The following is a 17,375-nucleotide window of genomic DNA, read 5'->3' on the forward strand; positions in this document are numbered from 1 at the left end:
CCCTCACGCCGCTTCGACGTAGTGCCCACTACGCCTTCAGCGTCGTTCAGTCCGTGCGCCGCACCACAGCAACGCCTCGACGACCCCGCGACGGGACGCTGTGAGAAATGCGGGCTAGAATCGCGCCATTGTAGCCCCCGGACGCGGCGCCCCGCGTCCGTTTTCATTCCTTCTGGACATTCGATGACGCTGATTCTGCTGCTCGCCGCCGCCTACCTGATTGGCTCGGTGCCGTTCGCCATTCTTTCCAGCCGCCTGTTCGGCCTGGCCGATCCGCGCAAGTACGGCTCGGGCAACCCCGGCGCCACCAACGTGCTGCGCAGCGGCAGCAAGGGCGCGGCGGCGCTGACCCTGCTGGGCGACTGCCTGAAGGGCACGCTGGTGGTATGGCTGGCAGCACGGCTGGGCTTTTCCGCCGTGGAAGCGGCCTGGGCCGGGCTGGCGGCCTTCTTCGGCCACGTGTTCTCGCTGTTCCTGCGCTTCAACGGCGGCAAGGGCGTGGCCACCGCGCTGGGCGTGCTGCTGGGCATCGACGGCTGGCTGGCACTGGCCTGCCTGGGCGCCTGGCTGCTGGTCGCGCTGCTCACGCGCTATTCCTCGGCCGCCGCGCTGGCCGCCGCGCTGGCCGCCCCGGTGGTTGGACATCTGCTGATCGGCTCCATGCCGGTCACCGCCGCCCTGTTCATCATGGCCGCGGTGCTGTTCTGGCGCCATGCGGCCAACATCCGCCGCCTGCTCGCCGGCACCGAGGGGCGCCTCGGCGAAAAGCCGGCCAAAAGCGTCCAATAATCAAACGGGGGGACGCAACTCCACCAGCGGCCAGCGCGGCCGGATGGCGATCGCCCCGCCACCGCCCGGCATCGCTCCTGCGGCCAGACGCAGCGCGCCGGCAAAGGCAATCATCGCGCCGTTGTCGGTGCACAATTCCGGTTCCGGGTAATACACCCGCCAGCCGCGTCGTCTGGCCGCTTCGTCGAGCTGGGCGCGCAGACTGCGGTTGGCGCCCACGCCGCCGGCCACCACCAGGCGCTTCAGGCCGGTGCGACGCAGGGCGCCGAGTGCTTTCTTGACCAGCACTTCGACCACCGCCTGCTGGAAATCCGCGGCCAGATCGGCGGCATCCGCGGCATGCCAGCCCGGCGCCGAAACCACGTTGAGCACCGCCGTCTTCAAGCCGCTGAAGCTGAAATCCAGATCGCCGGAATGGAGCATCGGGCGTGGCAGACGGAAGCGCCCGGCGGTGCCGCCCTCGGCCAGGCGGGCAAGCTGCGGCCCGCCCGGATACCCCAGGCCGAGGAGTTTCGCGGTCTTGTCGAAGGCCTCGCCGGCGGCATCGTCGAGCGATTCGCCGAGCAATTCGTAATCGCCCACGCCGCTCACGCGCATCAGCTGCGTATGCCCGCCGGACACCAGCAGCGCGACGAAGGGGAATGCCGGCGGATCGGCGGACAACAACGGAGAAAGCAGATGGCCTTCCAGGTGGTGCACCGGCAGCGCCGGCACCGCCAGCGCCATGGCCAGCGCCTCGGCCGCGCCAGCGCCGACCAGCAGCGCGCCGGCCAGACCGGGACCGGCGGTATAGGCCAGCGCGTCCACCTCGCTCAATGCACAGCCGGCCTCAGCCAGGGTTTCGCGCACGAGGATGGGCAGGCGGCGGATGTGGTCGCGCGAGGCGAGTTCGGGCACCACGCCGCCATAGGCGGCGTGCAGGTCGATCTGCGAGTGCACGCGGTGGCCGCGCAGGCCGCGCTCGGTGTCGTAGAGCGCGACGCCGGTTTCGTCGCAGGAGGATTCGATGCCCAGCACCTTCATGGCGGCTACCCGTTCTTCAGCAGGCGCGCATTCTACCCGCGGTCAATCGCGCTGGATCAATTCGACCTTGTAGCCGTCCGGGTCCTCGACGAAGGCGATCACCGTGGTGCCGTGCTTCATCGGCCCCGCTTCGCGCACCACCTTGCCGCCGCGCGCGCGGATCTGCTCACAGGCCTGGTAGGCGTCCGGTACGGCCAGGGCGATGTGGCCGAAGGCGTTGCCCAGTTCGTAGGAGGGCGTGTCCCAATTGTGGGTCAGTTCGATGACCGCGCCGTCGGCTTCGTCCTGGTAGCCGACGAAGGCCAGCGTGAACCGGCCGTCCGGGTAGTCTTCGCTGCGCAGCAGGCGCATGCCCAGGATTTCGGTGTAGAAGGCGATGGAGCGTTGCAGATCGCCGACGCGCAGCATGGTGTGCAGGATACGCATGGGGTTCATTCCTCGTGCAGGTTGGGGACGGAGACATCGGCGCCGCCGATGTTCGGCAGGCCCGCGCCGGCCTCGCGCAGACGCGCGCGCGCGGCACGCCAGTCCGGATACAGGGACTCGACAAGCGACCAGAAGCGCGCCGAGTGGTTCATTTCGAGCAGATGGGCGACTTCGTGGGCGACCACGTAGTCGATCAGTTCCGCCGGCAGGTGGATCAGCCGCCAGTGCAGGCGGATGCCCCCATGGCGGCTGCAACTGCCCCAGCGCGTGCGCGCCGAGGTCAGGCGCACGGCCGGCGGCGGCAGGCCGAGGCGGTGGCAGTATTCCTCCACCCGCCCGGCGTACCAGTCGAGCGCGCGGCGGCGCAGCGCGCGCTCCAGCAACGCGGCGCCATCGCCCTGTGCCGGCAGCAGCAGTTCATCGCCGCCATCGGCTGCGACGCGCCAACGCACACGCCGGGCGCTCTCTTCCAGACGCAGGCGGCAATCGCGCCCCAGCAGCGGAAAGAGCGCGCCATCGTGAACCGCGAAGGCAGCGGGACGCGGACGCGCGGCCAGCGCGTCGAGCTTGTCGAACAGCCAGCGCGCGTGCGCAGCCAGGAAACGGTCGATCTCCTTCTGCGCGCAGGCATGCGGGGCGGATACCCGCACACCGCGCGCCTCGACCTGCAGGGCCAGCGTGCGGCGCGCGGAACGGCGCAGGGTGTAGGGCACCGCCCGCCCCTGGAGCAGCGCCTCCCGGCACTCTTCCGTGGGCGCGGGCGGCTTGCGGCGCAGCAGGCGGCCGATCAGTTGCGCGGCTCCCACGGGAAGCCACGGCGATCGAGTTCGGCCTGGATGCGCGTCATGGCCTCGGCCACCCGCGCGGCCGGCCCCTTCATGCCCAGCTCCAGGCTGCGCCGCTCGCCTTCGGCGGCCAGCGTGGGCAGGCTGAACAGGGTGGCATCGGGGAAATCGGCGGTGATCGCGTTCATCAGGTCGACCAACTGGCCCTCGAAGGCATCCCACACCGTCATCGCGCGTTCGACGTAATCCTCGGCGTGGTGCAGATGGGCGTAGTGCGTGTCCAGCGCCCATTCCACCATCGGCCAGGCCATCTGCGGAAAGCCCGGCACGAACCAGTGTCCGGCGATGGTGAAGCCGGGAATGCGGTTGTAGGGGTTGGGGATGATCGCCGAACCGACCGGATACACACCCATCTGCAAGCGCGTGGGCGTGGTTTCCGCGCCGAAGCGCGCGCGGATTTCGGCCTCCGCCTCGGGGTGCAGCGCCAGTTCCACGCCGAGCGCGGCGGCGGCGGCCTGGCGGGTGTGGTCGTCGGGCGTGGCGCCGATACCACCGAAGCTGAACACCGCGTCGCCGGTGGCAAAGGTCTGCCGCAGGGTTTCGGTGAGCGCGGCGCGCTCGTCGCCGGCGTAGCGCGCCCACGACAGGCGCAGCCCGCGCGCGGCGAGCAGTTCGACGAGGCGGGCGAGGTGCTTGTCGGCACGCCGCCCGGAGAGGATTTCGTCGCCGACGATCAGCGCACCGAAGGCCATCCGGTTTTCTCCGAGGAAGCCTCCGGCAGCGGGTCGAGCACGGACACGCCGCGCTCGGCGCGCTCGCGCCGCAGGGCTTCCAGCATGTAATGGACGAACGCCAGCCCGCAGAAGGCCGGCGCGACGAAATTGACGAAGGGCACATAGGCCAGCAGCGCGCCGATGCCGCCGAGCAGCAGCATCTGCGGCCGGCGCACGCTGCGCAGGGCGGCAAGTTCTTCCCGGTCGGCATGCAGCATCAGCGCGTCGTAGCCGAAGGCCTTCTGGTTGAGCCAGGCGGTGAGCCCCACCGAGACCACCAGACCGACGCCGGGAATCAGCCAGAACGGCAGCGAGAGCAACAGCCCGAGCACGAACAGCAGGCCGGCGAGCACGGAGTTCCAGGCGCTGCCCAGCGTGGTGCCGCCGCGGCGCTCCTCCAGATCGGCGTAATCGCGCCGCGCTACCTTTTCCAGCATCACCGGCAGCGCGACCACGGCCACCAGCAATGCGGCGGTGAGATAGATCAGCGGCACGAACAGCAGGAACACGGCGATCTTGGCGAGCACCAGCAGCGCGCCGCCGGCCGCCTCGGATTCGCTCACCCACGGGCCGACCCAGGCCCAGCCGCGCACCCAGTTCACCAGTGCCTCGACCAGTGTGGCCCAGGAGAACACCGCCACCACCACCCACAACACGGCGGCGGCCAGGCCCGGCCAGATCAGCTGCCACAGGATGCCGCGCTGCCCCAGGCTGCGCAGCGCGCGCGCGAGCGAGACGAAGATGGACTGCATGGCCGGCCGCGGAGACTCAGCGCATCATGCCGCCGGGCAGCATGCCCTTCAGGCCGCGCATCATCTTCTGCATGCCCCCCTTGGAGAACTGCTTCATCATCTTCTGCGTCTGCTCGAACTGGTTGAGCAGGCGATTGACCTCCTGCACGCTCACCCCGGCGCCGGCGGCGATGCGCCGCTTGCGGCTGGCCTTGAGGATTTCCGGCTTGGCGCGTTCCTGCGGGGTCATCGAGTTGATGATGCCCTCGACACGGCTCATGGCCTTTTCCTCCGCCCCGCCCTGCAACTTGCCGGCGGCCTGGGCGAACTGCGCGGGCAGCTTGTCGAGCATCGCGCCGATGCCGCCCATGCCGCGCATCTGGGCGATCTGCTCCTTGAAGTCGTTGAGGTCGAAGCCCTTGCCGGTCTTCAGTTTCTGCGCGAAGGCGCGCGCCTTGTCCTCATCCACGCCGCGGCGCGCCTCTTCCACCAGGCCGAGGATGTCGCCCATGCCGAGGATGCGGCTGGCCATGCGCTCGGGGTGGAATTCCTCCAGCCCGGAGAGCTTCTCGCCGACCCCGGCGAACTTCAGCGGCTTGCCGGTGACGTGGCGCACCGACAGCGCCGCGCCGCCGCGCGCGTCGCCGTCGAGCTTGGTGAGCACCACGCCGGTGAGCGGCAGCGCCTCGTTGAAGGCGCGCGCGGTATTCACCGCGTCCTGGCCGAGCATGGCGTCGACCACGAACAGGGTCTCCACCGGATTGACCGCCGCGTGCAGCGCGCGGATCTCGGCCATCATGGCCTCGTCCACCGCCAGCCGGCCGGCGGTATCGACCAGCAGCACGTCGAAATAGTGACGGCGGGCGTGGTCCAGCGCCGCCAGCGCGATATCCACCGGCTTCTGCTCGGCGGTGGACGGGAAGAACTCGATGCCCGCCTGCCCGGCCACGGTGCGCAGCTGCTCGATGGCCGCCGGGCGGTAGACGTCGGCGGACACCGCCAGCACCTTCTTCTTCATGCGCTCGGCGAGCAGCTTGCCGAGCTTGCCGGTGGTGGTGGTCTTGCCGGCGCCCTGCAGGCCGGCCATCAGGATCACCGCCGGCGGCTGCGCGGCCAGGTCGAGCCCGGCGTGGCTGCCGCCCATCAGCGCCTTCAGTTCGTCATGCACCACGCCAACCAGGGCCTGGCCGGGCGACAGCGAGCCGACGACTTCCTGGCCGACGGCCTTTTCCCTGACCCGGGCGATGAAGTCCTTGACCACCGGCAGGGCGACGTCCGCCTCCAGCAGCGCCATGCGCACTTCGCGCAACGCATCCTGGATATTGTCCTCGGTGAGGCGGGCCTGCCCGCGCAGCGTTTTGACGACTTTGGACAGGCGCTGGGTGAGATTGTCGAGCATGGATATGGGAGCTTGGCGCGTTGGAGTAAACTGCAGGGGCTATGGCCTCGATTCTACTTCATCTCGTTCCCGCCTCGCTGTACGGCGCCCTGGGCCTGTACTTCTGGCGCACCAGCTGGCTGAACAACAGCGCCGCGCCGCGCCAGTCGATGACCCGCCGCGAGCGCCTGCTGCTGCTCGCCGCCCTGCTGGTGCACGGCGCGGCGCTGCACACCGCGCTGTTCTCCGACGGGCAGATGCACTTCGGCTTCGGCGTGGCGGTATCGCTGATGATCTGGCTGGCGATCTGCTTCTACTGGGTGGAAACCCTCTACGCCCGCCTGGACGGCCTGCACGCGCTGGCCATGCCGGCCGGAGTGATCGGCGCCCTGCTGCCCATCCTGTTCCCCGGCGAACATGTGCTGACCAACGCCGGCTCGCCGGCCTTCCGCGCGCACTTCATCATCGCCATGCTGGCGTACAGCCTGTTCACCCTGGCGGCCCTGCACGCCATGCTGATGGCCGTGGCCGAGCGCCAGTTGCACCACGCGCGCTTCACCCGCGCGCTGTCCAACCTGCCGCCGCTGCTCACCATGGAGGCCCTGCTGTTCCGCCTGATCGGCATCGCCTTCGTACTGCTCACGCTCACCCTGGTGTCCGGCGTGGCGTTCTCCGAGTCGCTGTTCGGCCAGGCCTTCCGCATCGACCACAAGACGGTGTTCGCCTTCGTCTCGTGGCTGCTGTTCGGCATCCTGCTGGCCGGCCGCCATCTGTGGGGCTGGCGCGGGCGCATGGCGCTGCGCTGGACGCTGGCCGGTTTCGTCGCCCTGCTGCTGGCCTACGTGGGCAGCCGCTTCGTCATCGAGGTGCTGCTCGCCCGCGCGGGCTGAGCGCAAGGCGCGCCGGCCTTTGACCACGGGCCAAAGCGCAAACCTCGCCCTTCAGGGCGAGATCAAGCGAGGCAAACCCACCCTGGCGCCGAAGGCGCCCCCATTTCGTGGCGAGGAATCTCCCGCCTTCAGGCGGGAGTGACTCACAAGGCCACACGCGGCGTGCAAGATCGGGCGCACTCAGCTAGCATTGCGCCGATGGCAGCCAATCCCCAATCCGCCCTGAGCGGTCTCGCCCGCGCCCTGGTCCAGCACGGCCGGCTTTCCGAAGCCGACGCGCTGTCCTGTGCCGCCGGCTCGAATCATGGCTCCACCAACGGTTTCCTGGTCGAACTGGCGCAGCGCGGCCTGATCAGCACCCGCAACGTGGCCAGCTTCGCGGCCGAGACCTTCGGCTATCCGCTGCTCGACGTCGCCGCGCTCGACAAATCCTCCCTGCCGCGCGACGCGATCGACCGCAAGCTCACCGCCAAGCACCAGGTGGTCGCCCTGGGCAAACGTCAGAACCGCCTGGTGGTGGCCATCGCCGACCCGTCGAACATGCGCGTGCTCGACGAAATCCGCTTCCAGACCGGCCTGCAGGTCGATCTGGTGGTCGCCGAGGCCGACAAGCTCGCCAAGCTCGCCGAATCCCTGTCCGAATCTGCAGAACAGTCGCTCAAGGATCTGACCGGCGACGAATTCGACATGGACCTGCTGGACCAGGAAGGCGGTCCGGCGGAGGCGAGCGCGGACGATGCCGCCTCCGAGGTGGATGACGCGCCGGTGGTGCGCTTCATCCAGAAGGTGCTGATCGACGCGATCAACGAAGGCGCCTCGGACATCCACTTCGAGCCCTACGAAAAGTACTACCGCATCCGCGTACGCACCGACGGCGTGCTGCGCGAGGTCGCCCAGCCGCCGCTGGTGCTCAAGGAAAAGATCGCCGCGCGCATCAAGGTCATCTCGCGCCTGGACATCTCCGAAAAGCGCGTGCCGCAGGATGGCCGCATGAAGCTGGTGCTGTCCAAGACCAAGGCCATCGACTTCCGCGTATCCACGCTGCCCACGCTGCACGGCGAGAAGATCGTCATGCGGATTCTCGACCCCTCCTCGGCCATGCTGGGCGTGGACGCGCTGGGCTACGAGCCGGATCAGAAGAAGGCGCTATTGGACGCCGTCGAGCGCCCCTATGGCATGATCCTGGTGACCGGGCCGACCGGCTCGGGCAAGACGGTGTCGCTGTACACCTGCCTGAACATCCTCAACAAGGCCGGGGTGAACATCTCCACCGCCGAGGATCCGGCGGAAATCAACCTGCCGGGGATCAACCAGGTCAACGTCAACGACAAGGCCGGGCTGACCTTCTCCACCGCCCTGCGCGCCTTCCTGCGCCAGGATCCGGACGTGATCATGGTCGGCGAAATCCGCGACCTGGAAACCGCCGAAATTTCCGTGAAGGCCGCGCAGACCGGCCACCTGGTGCTGTCCACGCTGCACACCAACGACGCGCCGACCACGCTGGAGCGTTTGAAGAACATGGGCGTGGCGCCGTTCAACATCGCCTCCTCGGTGATCCTGATCACCGCGCAGCGCCTGGCGCGCCGCCTGTGCTCCTGCAAACAGCCGGTGGACATCCCCATCGAGGTGCTGCTGCAGGCCGGTTTCTCCGAGGCCGACCTGGACGGCAGCTGGCAGCCGCAGGGCCCGGTGGGCTGCGAACGCTGCAAGGGCTCGGGCTACAAGGGCCGGGTGGGCATCTACCAGGTCATGCCGATCAGCGAGGACATCGCCCACATCATCATGACCAACGGCAACTCCATGGACATCGCCGAGCAGGCCCAGCGCGAAGGCGTGCGCGACCTGCGCCAGTCCGGGCTGCTGAAGGTCAAGCAGGGCGTCACTTCGCTGGAAGAAGTGCTGGCCACCACCAACGAATAGGACAAGGAGTCCGTACATGGCCACCGTCAGCCAAACCAGCCGCGCCCCGCGCGCCGGTGATGCGCTGTTCAACTGGGAAGGCAAGGACAAGACCGGCAAGATCGTGCGCGGCGAGATGCGCGCCGCCACCGAGGCCGTCGTGCAGGCCACGCTGCGCCGTCAGGGCGTGCTGGCCACCAAGGTCAAGAAGCAGCGCATGTCGCGCGGGCGGCGCATCAGCGACAAGGACATCGCCCTGTTCACCCGCCAGTTGGCGACCATGATGAAGTCCGGCGTGCCGCTGCTGCAGGCCTTCGACATCGGCATCAAGGGCGCGGGCAACCCTGGTCTGGCCCGCCTGCTCAACGACGTGCGCAACGACGTGGAGACCGGCTCCAACCTGTCGCAGGCCTTCAGCCGCCATCCGGTGTATTTCGACAAGCTGTTCTGCAATCTGGTGGCGGCCGGCGAACAGGCCGGCATCCTAGACAGCCTGCTCGACCGCATCGCCACCTACAAGGAAAAGATTCTCGCCATCAAGAGCAAGATCAAGTCGGCGCTGTTCTACCCGGCCGCCGTGGTGGTGGTGGCCGCGCTGGTGATCTCGGTGATGATGCTGTTCGTCATCCCCGAGTTCAAGAACGTGTTCGACAGCTTTGGCGCGGATCTGCCGGCGCCCACGATGATCGTGATCGCCATGTCCGACTTCTTCGTCGATTACTGGTATGCGGTGTTCGGCATCCTCATCGGCATCGTGGTGGCCATCACGATGACCTACAAGCGTTCGACCGCCGTGCAGATCGCCACCGACCGCATCGTGCTCAAACTGCCGGTGATCGGCGCGATCATCCGCAAGGCCACCGTGGCCCGCTGGGCGCGCACGCTGTCGACGATGTTCGCTGCCGGTGTGCCGCTGGTCGAGGCACTCGATTCGGTGGGCGGCGCCTCCGGCAACCACGTCTACCTGACCGCCACCAGGCAGATCCAGAACGAAGTCAGCACCGGCACCAGCCTCACCGTCGCCATGCAGAACGCTGTGGTATTCCCCACCATGGTGGTGCAGATGGTGTCCATCGGCGAGGAATCGGGGCAACTCGATTCCATGCTCGCCAAGGTGGCCGACTTCTTCGAGCAGGAGGTCGACGACGCGGTCGCCGGCCTGTCGCAACTGCTTGAGCCGATCATCATGGTCTTCCTCGGCACCGTGATCGGCGGCCTGGTGATCGCCATGTACCTGCCGATCTTCAAGCTCGGCTCCGTCGTCTGATTCCTTCCGGCCGCCCACCGGCAGCGGTGGGCGGTACGCCACCCGCTCCCCCATGATCGAATTCCTTCACCAGCCGCTCGCCTTCACCGTGCTGGCGGCCCTTCTCGGCCTGTTCGTCGGCAGCTTCCTCAACGTCGTCATCCATCGCCTGCCGCGCATGATGGAACGCGAATGGCAGGCCCAGGCCGCCGAGCTGCGCGGCGAGGACGCCCCCGCCGCCTCCGAGCGCTTCAATCTCGCCACGCCGCGTTCGCGCTGCCCGCACTGCGGGCACCTGATCGGCGCGCTGGAAAACATCCCGGTGGCCAGCTATTTGCTGCAGCGCGGGCGCTGCCGGCACTGCCAGGCACCGATCGGCCGGCGCTACCCGGTCGTCGAACTGCTCAGTTCGGTGCTTTCGGGCTATGCCGCCTGGCACTTCGGTTTCGGCCTCGCGGCGGCCGGCGCCCTGCTGTTCCTGTGGGCAATGATCGCGCTGGCCTTCATCGACCTGGACACCCAGCTGCTGCCCGACGACATCACCCTGCCGCTGCTCTGGCTGGGCTTGGCGTTCAACCTGTCCGGCACGTTCACCAGTCTGCCCAGCGCGGTGATCGGCGCAATGGCGGGCTACCTGGCGCTATGGTCGGTGTACTGGCTGTTCAAGCTGCTCACCGGCAAGGAAGGCATGGGTTACGGCGACTTCAAGCTGCTCGCCGCCATCGGCGCATGGCTGGGCTGGCAACAGCTGCCGCTGACCATCCTGTTCTCCTCGCTGGTCGGCGCCGTGATCGGCATCGCGCTGATCGTCTTCGCCCGCCACGGACGCGGCACACCGATTCCCTTCGGGCCCTATCTGGCGGCGGCCGGCGTGCTCGCGCTGTTCTGGGGCGAATCGATCACCCGCTTCTACCTCGGCAGCTTCTGACCACGGGTCGCGTGCAAGCCCCGCCATGCATGGCGGGGCAGCGAGACCAGCGTACCTGGAGCCGAAGGCTCCACAAGCCCGTGGCGAGGAAACCCCAGCCTTCAGGCTGGGGGGACTCACATCGCCCCCGTGCACGGGGCCGGCGCTTGAAAGCGCCGCGCGGCACCCTCATCTGGGTCGCACGGCGGCACCGGCGCACGCCCTGCCGCTTCCTTTTCCCTGATGCTGCGTTGCGCTAGACTTACGCGCTTGCCTTGCCGGAGGTCATCATGCCCATTTACGAATATCGTTGCCAAAGCTGCGGGTTCCAGAAGGAACACATGCAGAAGATGAGCGATGCTCCGCTCACCAACTGTCCCTCCTGCGGCGCGGAAAGCTACACCAAGCTGCTGTCGGCCGCCGGCTTCCAGCTCAAGGGCAGCGGCTGGTATGCCACCGACTTCAAGGGCGGCAGCTCGTCCGCCAAACCCGCCGCGAAAGAAGCCCCGGCCACCGGCGGCTGCGGCGGTGGCTGCGCCTGCCATCCTTCCTGAACGCGCGTGAAGCGATACTTCGTCACCGGTCTGCTGATCTGGATTCCGCTGGCCATCACCTTCATGGTGCTGGCCTGGATCGTCGGCACGCTCGACCAGATTCTCGAATGGCTGCCCGACGGCATCCAGCCACGCGTCATGCTCGGCTTCAACCTGCCGGGCGTGGGCCTGCTGGTGAGCGTGCTGATCGTGCTGAGCACCGGGCTGGTCGCCGCCAACGTCATCGGCCAGCGCCTGGTGGCCTACTGGGAGGCCCTGCTGGCACGCATCCCGGTGGTGAAGTCGATCTACTACGGCGTCAAGCAGGTTTCCGACACGCTGTTCTCCAGTTCCGGGCAGGCCTTCCGCAAGGTGCTGCTGGTGCAGTACCCGCGCCACGGCTCGTGGACCATCGCCTTCCAGACCGGACGCCCGGGCGGTGACGCCGCCCGTCACCTGCACGGCGACTACGTCAGCGTGTACGTGCCGACCACGCCCAATCCGACCTCGGGCTTCTTCCTGATGATGCCCCGCGAGGACGTCATCGAACTCGACATGAGCGTCGACGAAGCGCTCAAGTACGTGATCTCCATGGGCGTGGTGGCGCCGCCGGCGCGCACGCCGCCGCAGCCCGCCCTGCTCAACGAATGAGCGCGCCCGCACGGGCGCCTGCTCTCTCGAATCCCTTACCGTTCTCAGCCGGAATTTCAACACCATGCGTACCCATTACTGCGGCCAGGTAACCGCCGCCGACCTCGACCAGACCGTCACCCTGTGCGGCTGGGTGCACCGCCGCCGCGACCACGGCGGGGTGATCTTCATCGACCTGCGCGACCGCGAAGGCCTGGTGCAGGTGGTGTGCGACCCGGACCGCCCGGAGATGTTCGCCATCGCCGAATCGGTGCGCAGCGAATTCGTGCTCAAGCTCTCCGGCCGCGTGCGCCGCCGCCCGGCCGGCACCGAGAACCCCAACCTGACCTCGGGCGAGATCGAAGTGCTGTGCCTCGACATCGAGGTGCTCAACGCCGCCGCCACTCCGCCCTTCCAGCTCGACGACGACAACCTGTCGGAAAACGTCCGCCTCACCCACCGCGTCATCGACCTGCGCCGCCCGCAGATGCAGAAGAACCTGATGCTGCGCTACAAGGTGGCGATGGCCTTCCGCCGCTTCCTCGACGCCGAGGGCTTCATCGACGTCGAAACCCCCATGCTCACCAAGAGCACACCGGAAGGCGCGCGCGACTACCTGGTGCCCTCGCGCGTGCATCCGGGCCAGTTCTTCGCCCTGCCGCAGTCGCCGCAGCTCTTCAAGCAGTTGCTGATGGTGGCCGGCTACGACCGCTACTACCAGATCACCAAGTGCTTCCGCGACGAGGACCTGCGCGCCGACCGCCAGCCGGAATTCACCCAGGTGGACCTGGAAACCTCCTTCCTCGACGAAACGCAGATCACCGCGCTGGTCGAAGAGATGATCCGCTTCGTGTTCCGCGAGGCGCTCGCCGTCGAGCTGCCCGCGCCCTTCCCGCGCATGACCTACGCCGAGGCCATGCGCCGCTACGGTTCGGACAAGCCCGACCTGCGCGTCACCCTGGAACTGGTGGACGTCACCGAAGACGTGTGCGACGTGGCCTTCAAGGTGTTCTCCGGCCCGGCCACCTCGGGCGGCCGCGTGGCCGCGCTGCGCGTGCCCGGCGGCGGCGCGGGCGACAAGGCGCTGACCCGCGGCGAGATCGACGAACTCACCAAGTTCGTCGGCATCTACGGCGCCAAGGGCCTGGCCTACATCAAGGTCAACGACGCCTCGCAGCCCAACGAACAGGGCCTGCAGTCGCCCATCGTCAAGAACCTGCACGAAAGCGCGCTGCGCGCCATCCTGGAGCGCACCGGCGCGCAGTCGGGCGACCTGATCTTCTTCGGCGCGGACAAGACCAAGGTGGTCAACGACGCCCTCGGCGCCCTGCGCGTCAAGCTCGGCCACGACAAGGGCTACCTCACCGGCGATGCCTGGAAGCCGGTGTGGGTGGTGGACTTCCCGATGTTCGAATACGATGAGGACGACAAGCGCTGGACCGCCTGCCACCACCCCTTCACCAGCCCCAAGGACGGCCACGTCGAACTGCTCCGGAGCAACCCGGGCGAATGCCTGGCCAAGGCCTACGACCTGGCGCTCAACGGCTGGGAAATCGGCGGCGGCTCGGTGCGTATCCACCGTGCCGACGTGCAGGCCCAGGTGTTCGAGGCCCTCAACATCGGCCCGGAGGAACAGCAGGTCAAGTTCGGCTTCCTGCTCGACGCGCTGAAGTACGGCGCGCCGCCCCACGGCGGCCTGGCCTTCGGCCTGGACCGCATCGTCACCCTGATGACCGGCGCCGAATCGATCCGCGACGTGATCGCCTTCCCCAAGACCCAGCGCGCCCAGTGCCTGCTCACCGACGCCCCGTCGGCGGTGGACGAAAAGCAATTGCGCGAGCTGCACGTGCGCCTGCGCCAGAAAGTGGAAACCCAGGTGGAAGTCACCGGGGGCTGAACACCCAACCCGTTCCCGTATGACGGGGCGGCAGGCGGCAGCGCCGGCCGCCACTGCCGCAATGTCCCGGGCGCCACGCCCGGGCAGCCGCCCCAAGCCCCTCCCGATCCGGCCGCCAAAGCGCCCCCGGCGGCCTTTTCCCGCCTCCACCGCCGCACCGCCACGAGAAAACCTCCGCAGAACTGCAAAAAGATGTTTCTCGTCATATCTCCATGTAGTACCTTTGGATCACCGAATTTCATCCGGCGTACCCAAAGACCATGCCCAAGACCATTTCCGGCAGCATGCCGGCACGAGTCATCCTTTCCCTGGGGTTCGCGCTCGCACTCGGCGGCTGCGCCACGTTCGAGCCCGTCGCCCTGCAACCCGCCGAAATCCGCGCCGCCGTCGACGCCGACCGGGCCGGGCTGAACCGCGACGTCGAACCACTGGCCGGCCCGCTCTCCCTGGAAGAGGCCATCGCCCGCGCCATCAAATACAACGCCGAACACCGCCTGCGCGCCATGGAAGAAGCGGTGGCCCACGGCACCTTCGAAGCCGGGCGCTTCGACATGCTGCCCAGCCTGGTCGCCTCCGCCGGCTACCGCTACCGCAACAAGGACCTGATCACCCGCAGCGAGGACTCCGTCACCGGCCTGCCCTCGCTCGCCAACCCCTACATCTCCTCCAGCCGCGAAGTCACCACCACCGACCTGGGCTTCTCCTGGAGCCTGCTGGACTTCGGCCAGAGCTACTTCGCCGCCCGGCAGAACGCCGACCGCGTGCTGATCGCCGCCGAGCGCCGCCGCAAAGCCATCCACAACCTGATCCAGGACGTGCGCACCGCCTACTGGCGCGTCGCTGCCGCACAGGCCCTGGGCGGCACCCTGCGCGCCACCATCCAGGAAGCGGACGCCGCCCTGGCCGACGCACGCAAGACCGAGGAAGAAGGCCTGCGCTCGCCCCTCGACCCCCTGCGCTTCCAGCGCCAGTTGCTGGAAAACCTCCGCCTGCTGGAAATCATCGAGGATGAACTATCCACCGCCCGCATCGAACTGGCCGCGCTGACGCAACTGCCCCTGTCCCAGCCCATCCAGGTCAGCGAACCGGCCGACGGCCTTCACGCCGCCTGGCTGCAGATGCCCGTGGAAGAACTGGAAACCCATGCCCTGCTGGCCAACCCGGACCTGCGCGAAAGCCTCTACAACGCCCGCATCGCCCAGCAGGAAACCCGCCGCGTCCTGCTGCGGCTGTTCCCCGGCCTGTCCTTCAACTACTCGCTGCGCCACAGCGACGACAGCTACCTGATCAACGACTCCTGGCGCGAAGCCGGCGCGCAGATCTCCTTCAACCTGCTCGGCCTGCTCTCCGTGCCGGCGCAGATGCGCCTGGCCGAGGCCGGCATTGCGCTCGCCGACCAGAAGCGCATGGCCACCCAGATGGCCGTGCTCGCCCAGTTGCACACCGCCCGGCTGCAGTATGGCAACGCCGTCCGCCAGTTCGAACGGGCCGACGGCATCGCCCGGATCGACCAGCGCCTCGCCGCCCATGTGGACAACCAGGCCCAGGCCGGCCGCCAGACCCGGCTGGAGCGGGTTTCCCAGCACACCGCCGCCATCCTCTCCAGCCTGCGCCGCTACCAGGCCCTGTCCAACGCCCAGGCCGCCGCCTCCCGCCTGCAGGCCACCCTGGGCCTGGAAACCGTGATCGACGGCAGCGACGACATGCCCCTCGGCGAACTCACCGCCGCGGTGGCGCTTGCCCTGCAGAACTGGGAAGCCGGCCACCTGCCGGCCCTGTCCGAAGCACCACAGGACTGAAGCACCCCATGCCCGCCGGCCGCCCCATCCGCGCCACCCTTTCACTGCTGGCCGCGTTGTTGCTCTGCGCCCAGGCGCCGGCCGCCGCGCAAACCGCGCAGCCACCGGCTGCACACCTGCCGGCCCTGGAACAGCGCGAAATCCGCGCCCAGCTCGCCCCCCGGCGCTACACCACGCTGGCCGCCGAAATCGGCGCCCGCATCCAGCGCATGCCGGTGCCCGAAGGCGGCACCTTCAAACAGGGGCAGAACCTGGTGCAGTTCGACTGCGTGCTGCAGCAAGCCCAGCTCGACCGCGCCCGCGCCGCCCTCGACGCGGCCGACAAGACCTGGCAGGCCAACCGGCGCCTGGCCGAACTGGGCTCCGCCGGCCAGGTGGAACTGGACATCTCCGCGGCGGAAACCCGCAAGGCGCGTGCCGAAGTCGCCGCCGGCAGCGCCGTACTGGGCAAGTGCAACCTCCCCGCACCCTACCCCGGGCGCATCGCCGAGCAGCGGGTACGGGAGCAGCAGTACGTCCAGCCCGGCCAGGCCCTGCTGGACATCATCGACGACTCGGTGCTGGAACTGGAATTCATCGTCCCCTCGCGCTGGCTGGTCTGGCTCAAGGCCGGCGCGCGCTTCGAGGTGCGCATCGACGAAACCGGCAAGACCTACCCGGCCAGCGTACAGCGCATCGGCGCCCGCGTGGACCCGGTCAGCCAGTCCATCAAGATCAACGCCGTCATCGACGGCAGGTTCGAAGAGCTCATTGCCGGCATGAGCGGTCAGGTTCTCATGGCGCCGCCCACCCACTGACTTTCGCTGTGCCCTTCCACTCCATGAAAGGAGACGCACCATGAAGCAACGCCATTCCAAACGCATCCGCACTCTGCTCCTGCTGACAGGCCTGGCCGGCGGCCTCGGCACCGGCACGAACGCTCTCGCCTGCGCTGCAGAGCCCTATATCGGCTCGGTCTGCATCATGGCAATGGTCCGAACCAGCTTTTACGGTTTCCTGCCGGCCAACGGTGCCACTCTGAACGTCGCCCAGTACCAGGCACTCTACTCTCTGGTCGGCAACACCTATGGTGGCAGTGCCCCCCAAAACTTCAAAATCCCCGACCTGAGAGGCCGGGTAGTCGTCGGGGCCGGCCAGGCTTCCAATAAAATCTATGCTCCAGGCGAATACGGCGGCGCCGCCGTCACCACACTCACCCTCAGCCAGATACCCCAGCACACCCACACGCTGGGCACTGGCGCGACGGCCACCGCCGGCATCGGCACCTTGGCCGCCAGCACCACACTGAGCGGGCTGAGCGGAACGGTGAATGGCGCATCCTTCTCGCTCCGGGGTTCCAGCGGCGGCACCCTGACCAACAACCCCAGCGGCAACTCTCTGGGCACTTCTGCTGGTACCGTCCGCGTTTACTCCGATGCCGCCCCCTCGGTCGACATGAAGAGCGGCAGCATCGGCGGCAGCGCCACCATCCAGTTCACCGGCACCCCCAGCACGACCCTCTCGGGTGCACCGGCCGTGAGTCTGGGAGGCCATACGGAAAGCACGGGCGGCGGCCAGCCGATTTCCATCATGCCGCCCTACCTAGCAATGAATTATTTCATCGCTACCTCTGGCACCTACCCGATGCAGGACTAAAAGGAAGCCGTGGGATGCCCCGGACAACCATACC

General features: G+C 68.1%; 17 protein-coding genes. 11 read left to right on the forward strand and 6 right to left on the reverse strand.

Annotation, left to right across the window (positions count from 1 at the left end):
- Window positions 1-183 precede the first annotated feature (183 nt).
- On the forward strand, window positions 184-789 hold the full coding sequence (gene plsY / locus E6C76_RS13525) for a glycerol-3-phosphate 1-O-acyltransferase PlsY (RefSeq protein ID WP_136348773.1): 606 nt from the start codon (window positions 184-186) through the stop codon (window positions 787-789).
- Here the strand turns inward: plsY and tsaD are convergent, their stop codons facing one another.
- Genes tsaD through ffh form a run of 6 tightly spaced genes read right to left on the reverse strand, consistent with a single transcriptional unit; the run spans window position 790 to window position 5,926 of the window.
- A complete protein-coding gene (gene tsaD / locus E6C76_RS13530) occupies window positions 790-1,812 on the reverse strand; it encodes a tRNA (adenosine(37)-N6)-threonylcarbamoyltransferase complex transferase subunit TsaD (protein ID WP_136348774.1) in 1,023 nt (340 codons plus the stop codon).
- 42 nt (window positions 1,813-1,854) lie between these two features.
- The gene (gene gloA, locus E6C76_RS13535) at window positions 1,855-2,238 is read right to left on the reverse strand and encodes a lactoylglutathione lyase (protein ID WP_136348775.1); all 384 of its coding nucleotides are present in this window, start codon (window positions 2,236-2,238) and stop codon (window positions 1,855-1,857) included.
- Window positions 2,239-2,243: 5 nt separating this feature from the next.
- On the reverse strand, window positions 2,244-3,044 hold the full coding sequence (locus tag E6C76_RS13540; protein WP_230976280.1) for a M48 family metallopeptidase: 801 nt from the start codon (window positions 3,042-3,044) through the stop codon (window positions 2,244-2,246).
- A complete protein-coding gene (locus tag E6C76_RS13545; protein ID WP_136348776.1) occupies window positions 3,026-3,775 on the reverse strand; it encodes a competence/damage-inducible protein A in 750 nt (249 codons plus the stop codon). Before E6C76_RS13545 ends, E6C76_RS13540 begins: the two co-directional genes overlap by 19 nt.
- Window positions 3,757-4,548, reverse strand: a complete 792-nt coding sequence (locus tag E6C76_RS13550; RefSeq protein ID WP_136348777.1) for an EI24 domain-containing protein — start codon at window positions 4,546-4,548, stop codon at window positions 3,757-3,759. Before E6C76_RS13550 ends, E6C76_RS13545 begins: the two co-directional genes overlap by 19 nt.
- 16 nt (window positions 4,549-4,564) lie before the next feature.
- Window positions 4,565-5,926, reverse strand: a complete 1,362-nt coding sequence (ffh, locus tag E6C76_RS13555) for a signal recognition particle protein (RefSeq protein ID WP_136348778.1) — start codon at window positions 5,924-5,926, stop codon at window positions 4,565-4,567.
- A gap of 41 nt (window positions 5,927-5,967) precedes the next feature.
- On the opposite strand from ffh, the gene E6C76_RS13560 reads away from it, so the two are divergent.
- From E6C76_RS13560 to E6C76_RS13605, 10 genes are all read left to right on the forward strand, one after another.
- On the forward strand, window positions 5,968-6,795 hold the full coding sequence (locus tag E6C76_RS13560; RefSeq protein ID WP_136348779.1) for a cytochrome C assembly family protein: 828 nt from the start codon (window positions 5,968-5,970) through the stop codon (window positions 6,793-6,795).
- 198 nt (window positions 6,796-6,993) lie between these two features.
- Complete coding sequence (pilB, locus tag E6C76_RS13565; protein WP_136348780.1) at window positions 6,994-8,715, forward strand: type IV-A pilus assembly ATPase PilB; 1,722 nt, start codon at window positions 6,994-6,996, stop codon at window positions 8,713-8,715.
- Between the two features lie 16 nt (window positions 8,716-8,731).
- Window positions 8,732-9,961 (forward strand): type II secretion system F family protein, encoded by a 1,230-nt coding sequence (locus E6C76_RS13570; RefSeq protein ID WP_136348781.1) that lies wholly within the window; start codon window positions 8,732-8,734, stop codon window positions 9,959-9,961.
- A gap of 52 nt (window positions 9,962-10,013) precedes the next feature.
- Complete coding sequence (locus E6C76_RS13575) at window positions 10,014-10,868, forward strand: prepilin peptidase (RefSeq protein WP_136348782.1); 855 nt, start codon at window positions 10,014-10,016, stop codon at window positions 10,866-10,868.
- Window positions 10,869-11,137: 269 nt separating this feature from the next.
- Complete coding sequence (locus tag E6C76_RS13580) at window positions 11,138-11,401, forward strand: FmdB family zinc ribbon protein (protein ID WP_136348783.1); 264 nt, start codon at window positions 11,138-11,140, stop codon at window positions 11,399-11,401.
- A gap of 6 nt (window positions 11,402-11,407) precedes the next feature.
- Window positions 11,408-12,031, forward strand: a complete 624-nt coding sequence (locus E6C76_RS13585; protein WP_136348784.1) for a DUF502 domain-containing protein — start codon at window positions 11,408-11,410, stop codon at window positions 12,029-12,031.
- Window positions 12,032-12,095: 64 nt separating this feature from the next.
- Window positions 12,096-13,907, forward strand: a complete 1,812-nt coding sequence (aspS, locus tag E6C76_RS13590; RefSeq protein ID WP_136348785.1) for an aspartate--tRNA ligase — start codon at window positions 12,096-12,098, stop codon at window positions 13,905-13,907.
- Window positions 13,908-14,167: 260 nt separating this feature from the next.
- The gene (locus tag E6C76_RS13595) at window positions 14,168-15,706 is read left to right on the forward strand and encodes a TolC family protein (RefSeq protein WP_211090224.1); all 1,539 of its coding nucleotides are present in this window, start codon (window positions 14,168-14,170) and stop codon (window positions 15,704-15,706) included.
- Between the two features lie 8 nt (window positions 15,707-15,714).
- Window positions 15,715-16,503, forward strand: coding sequence for an efflux RND transporter periplasmic adaptor subunit (locus tag E6C76_RS13600; protein WP_136348786.1), 789 nt, complete (start codon window positions 15,715-15,717; stop codon window positions 16,501-16,503).
- 40 nt (window positions 16,504-16,543) lie between these two features.
- The gene (locus E6C76_RS13605) at window positions 16,544-17,341 is read left to right on the forward strand and encodes a phage tail protein (RefSeq protein ID WP_136348787.1); all 798 of its coding nucleotides are present in this window, start codon (window positions 16,544-16,546) and stop codon (window positions 17,339-17,341) included.
- Window positions 17,342-17,375: the final 34 nt, after the last annotated feature.

This window comes from Pseudothauera nasutitermitis (assembly GCF_004801295.1).
GTDB classification, from domain to species: domain Bacteria; phylum Pseudomonadota; class Gammaproteobacteria; order Burkholderiales; family Rhodocyclaceae; genus Pseudothauera; species Pseudothauera nasutitermitis.

Bases quoted from the DNA above. Each gene is read 5' to 3' on its own strand.
- plsY (WP_136348773.1), top strand. From the start codon at position 184: ATGACGCTGATTCTGCTGCTCGCCGCCGCCTACCTGATTGGCTCGGTG.
- tsaD (WP_136348774.1), bottom strand. From the start codon at position 1,812: ATGAAGGTGCTGGGCATCGAATCCTCCTGCGACGAAACCGGCGTCGCG.
- gloA (WP_136348775.1), bottom strand. From the start codon at position 2,238: ATGCGTATCCTGCACACCATGCTGCGCGTCGGCGATCTGCAACGCTCC.
- E6C76_RS13545 (WP_136348776.1), bottom strand. From the start codon at position 3,775: ATGGCCTTCGGTGCGCTGATCGTCGGCGACGAAATCCTCTCCGGGCGG.
- E6C76_RS13550 (WP_136348777.1), bottom strand. From the start codon at position 4,548: ATGCAGTCCATCTTCGTCTCGCTCGCGCGCGCGCTGCGCAGCCTGGGG.
- ffh (WP_136348778.1), bottom strand. From the start codon at position 5,926: ATGCTCGACAATCTCACCCAGCGCCTGTCCAAAGTCGTCAAAACGCTG.
- E6C76_RS13560 (WP_136348779.1), top strand. From the start codon at position 5,968: ATGGCCTCGATTCTACTTCATCTCGTTCCCGCCTCGCTGTACGGCGCC.
- pilB (WP_136348780.1), top strand. From the start codon at position 6,994: ATGGCAGCCAATCCCCAATCCGCCCTGAGCGGTCTCGCCCGCGCCCTG.
- E6C76_RS13570 (WP_136348781.1), top strand. From the start codon at position 8,732: ATGGCCACCGTCAGCCAAACCAGCCGCGCCCCGCGCGCCGGTGATGCG.
- E6C76_RS13575 (WP_136348782.1), top strand. From the start codon at position 10,014: ATGATCGAATTCCTTCACCAGCCGCTCGCCTTCACCGTGCTGGCGGCC.
- E6C76_RS13580 (WP_136348783.1), top strand. From the start codon at position 11,138: ATGCCCATTTACGAATATCGTTGCCAAAGCTGCGGGTTCCAGAAGGAA.
- aspS (WP_136348785.1), top strand. From the start codon at position 12,096: ATGCGTACCCATTACTGCGGCCAGGTAACCGCCGCCGACCTCGACCAG.
- E6C76_RS13595 (WP_211090224.1), top strand. From the start codon at position 14,168: ATGCCCAAGACCATTTCCGGCAGCATGCCGGCACGAGTCATCCTTTCC.
- E6C76_RS13600 (WP_136348786.1), top strand. From the start codon at position 15,715: ATGCCCGCCGGCCGCCCCATCCGCGCCACCCTTTCACTGCTGGCCGCG.
- E6C76_RS13605 (WP_136348787.1), top strand. From the start codon at position 16,544: ATGAAGCAACGCCATTCCAAACGCATCCGCACTCTGCTCCTGCTGACA.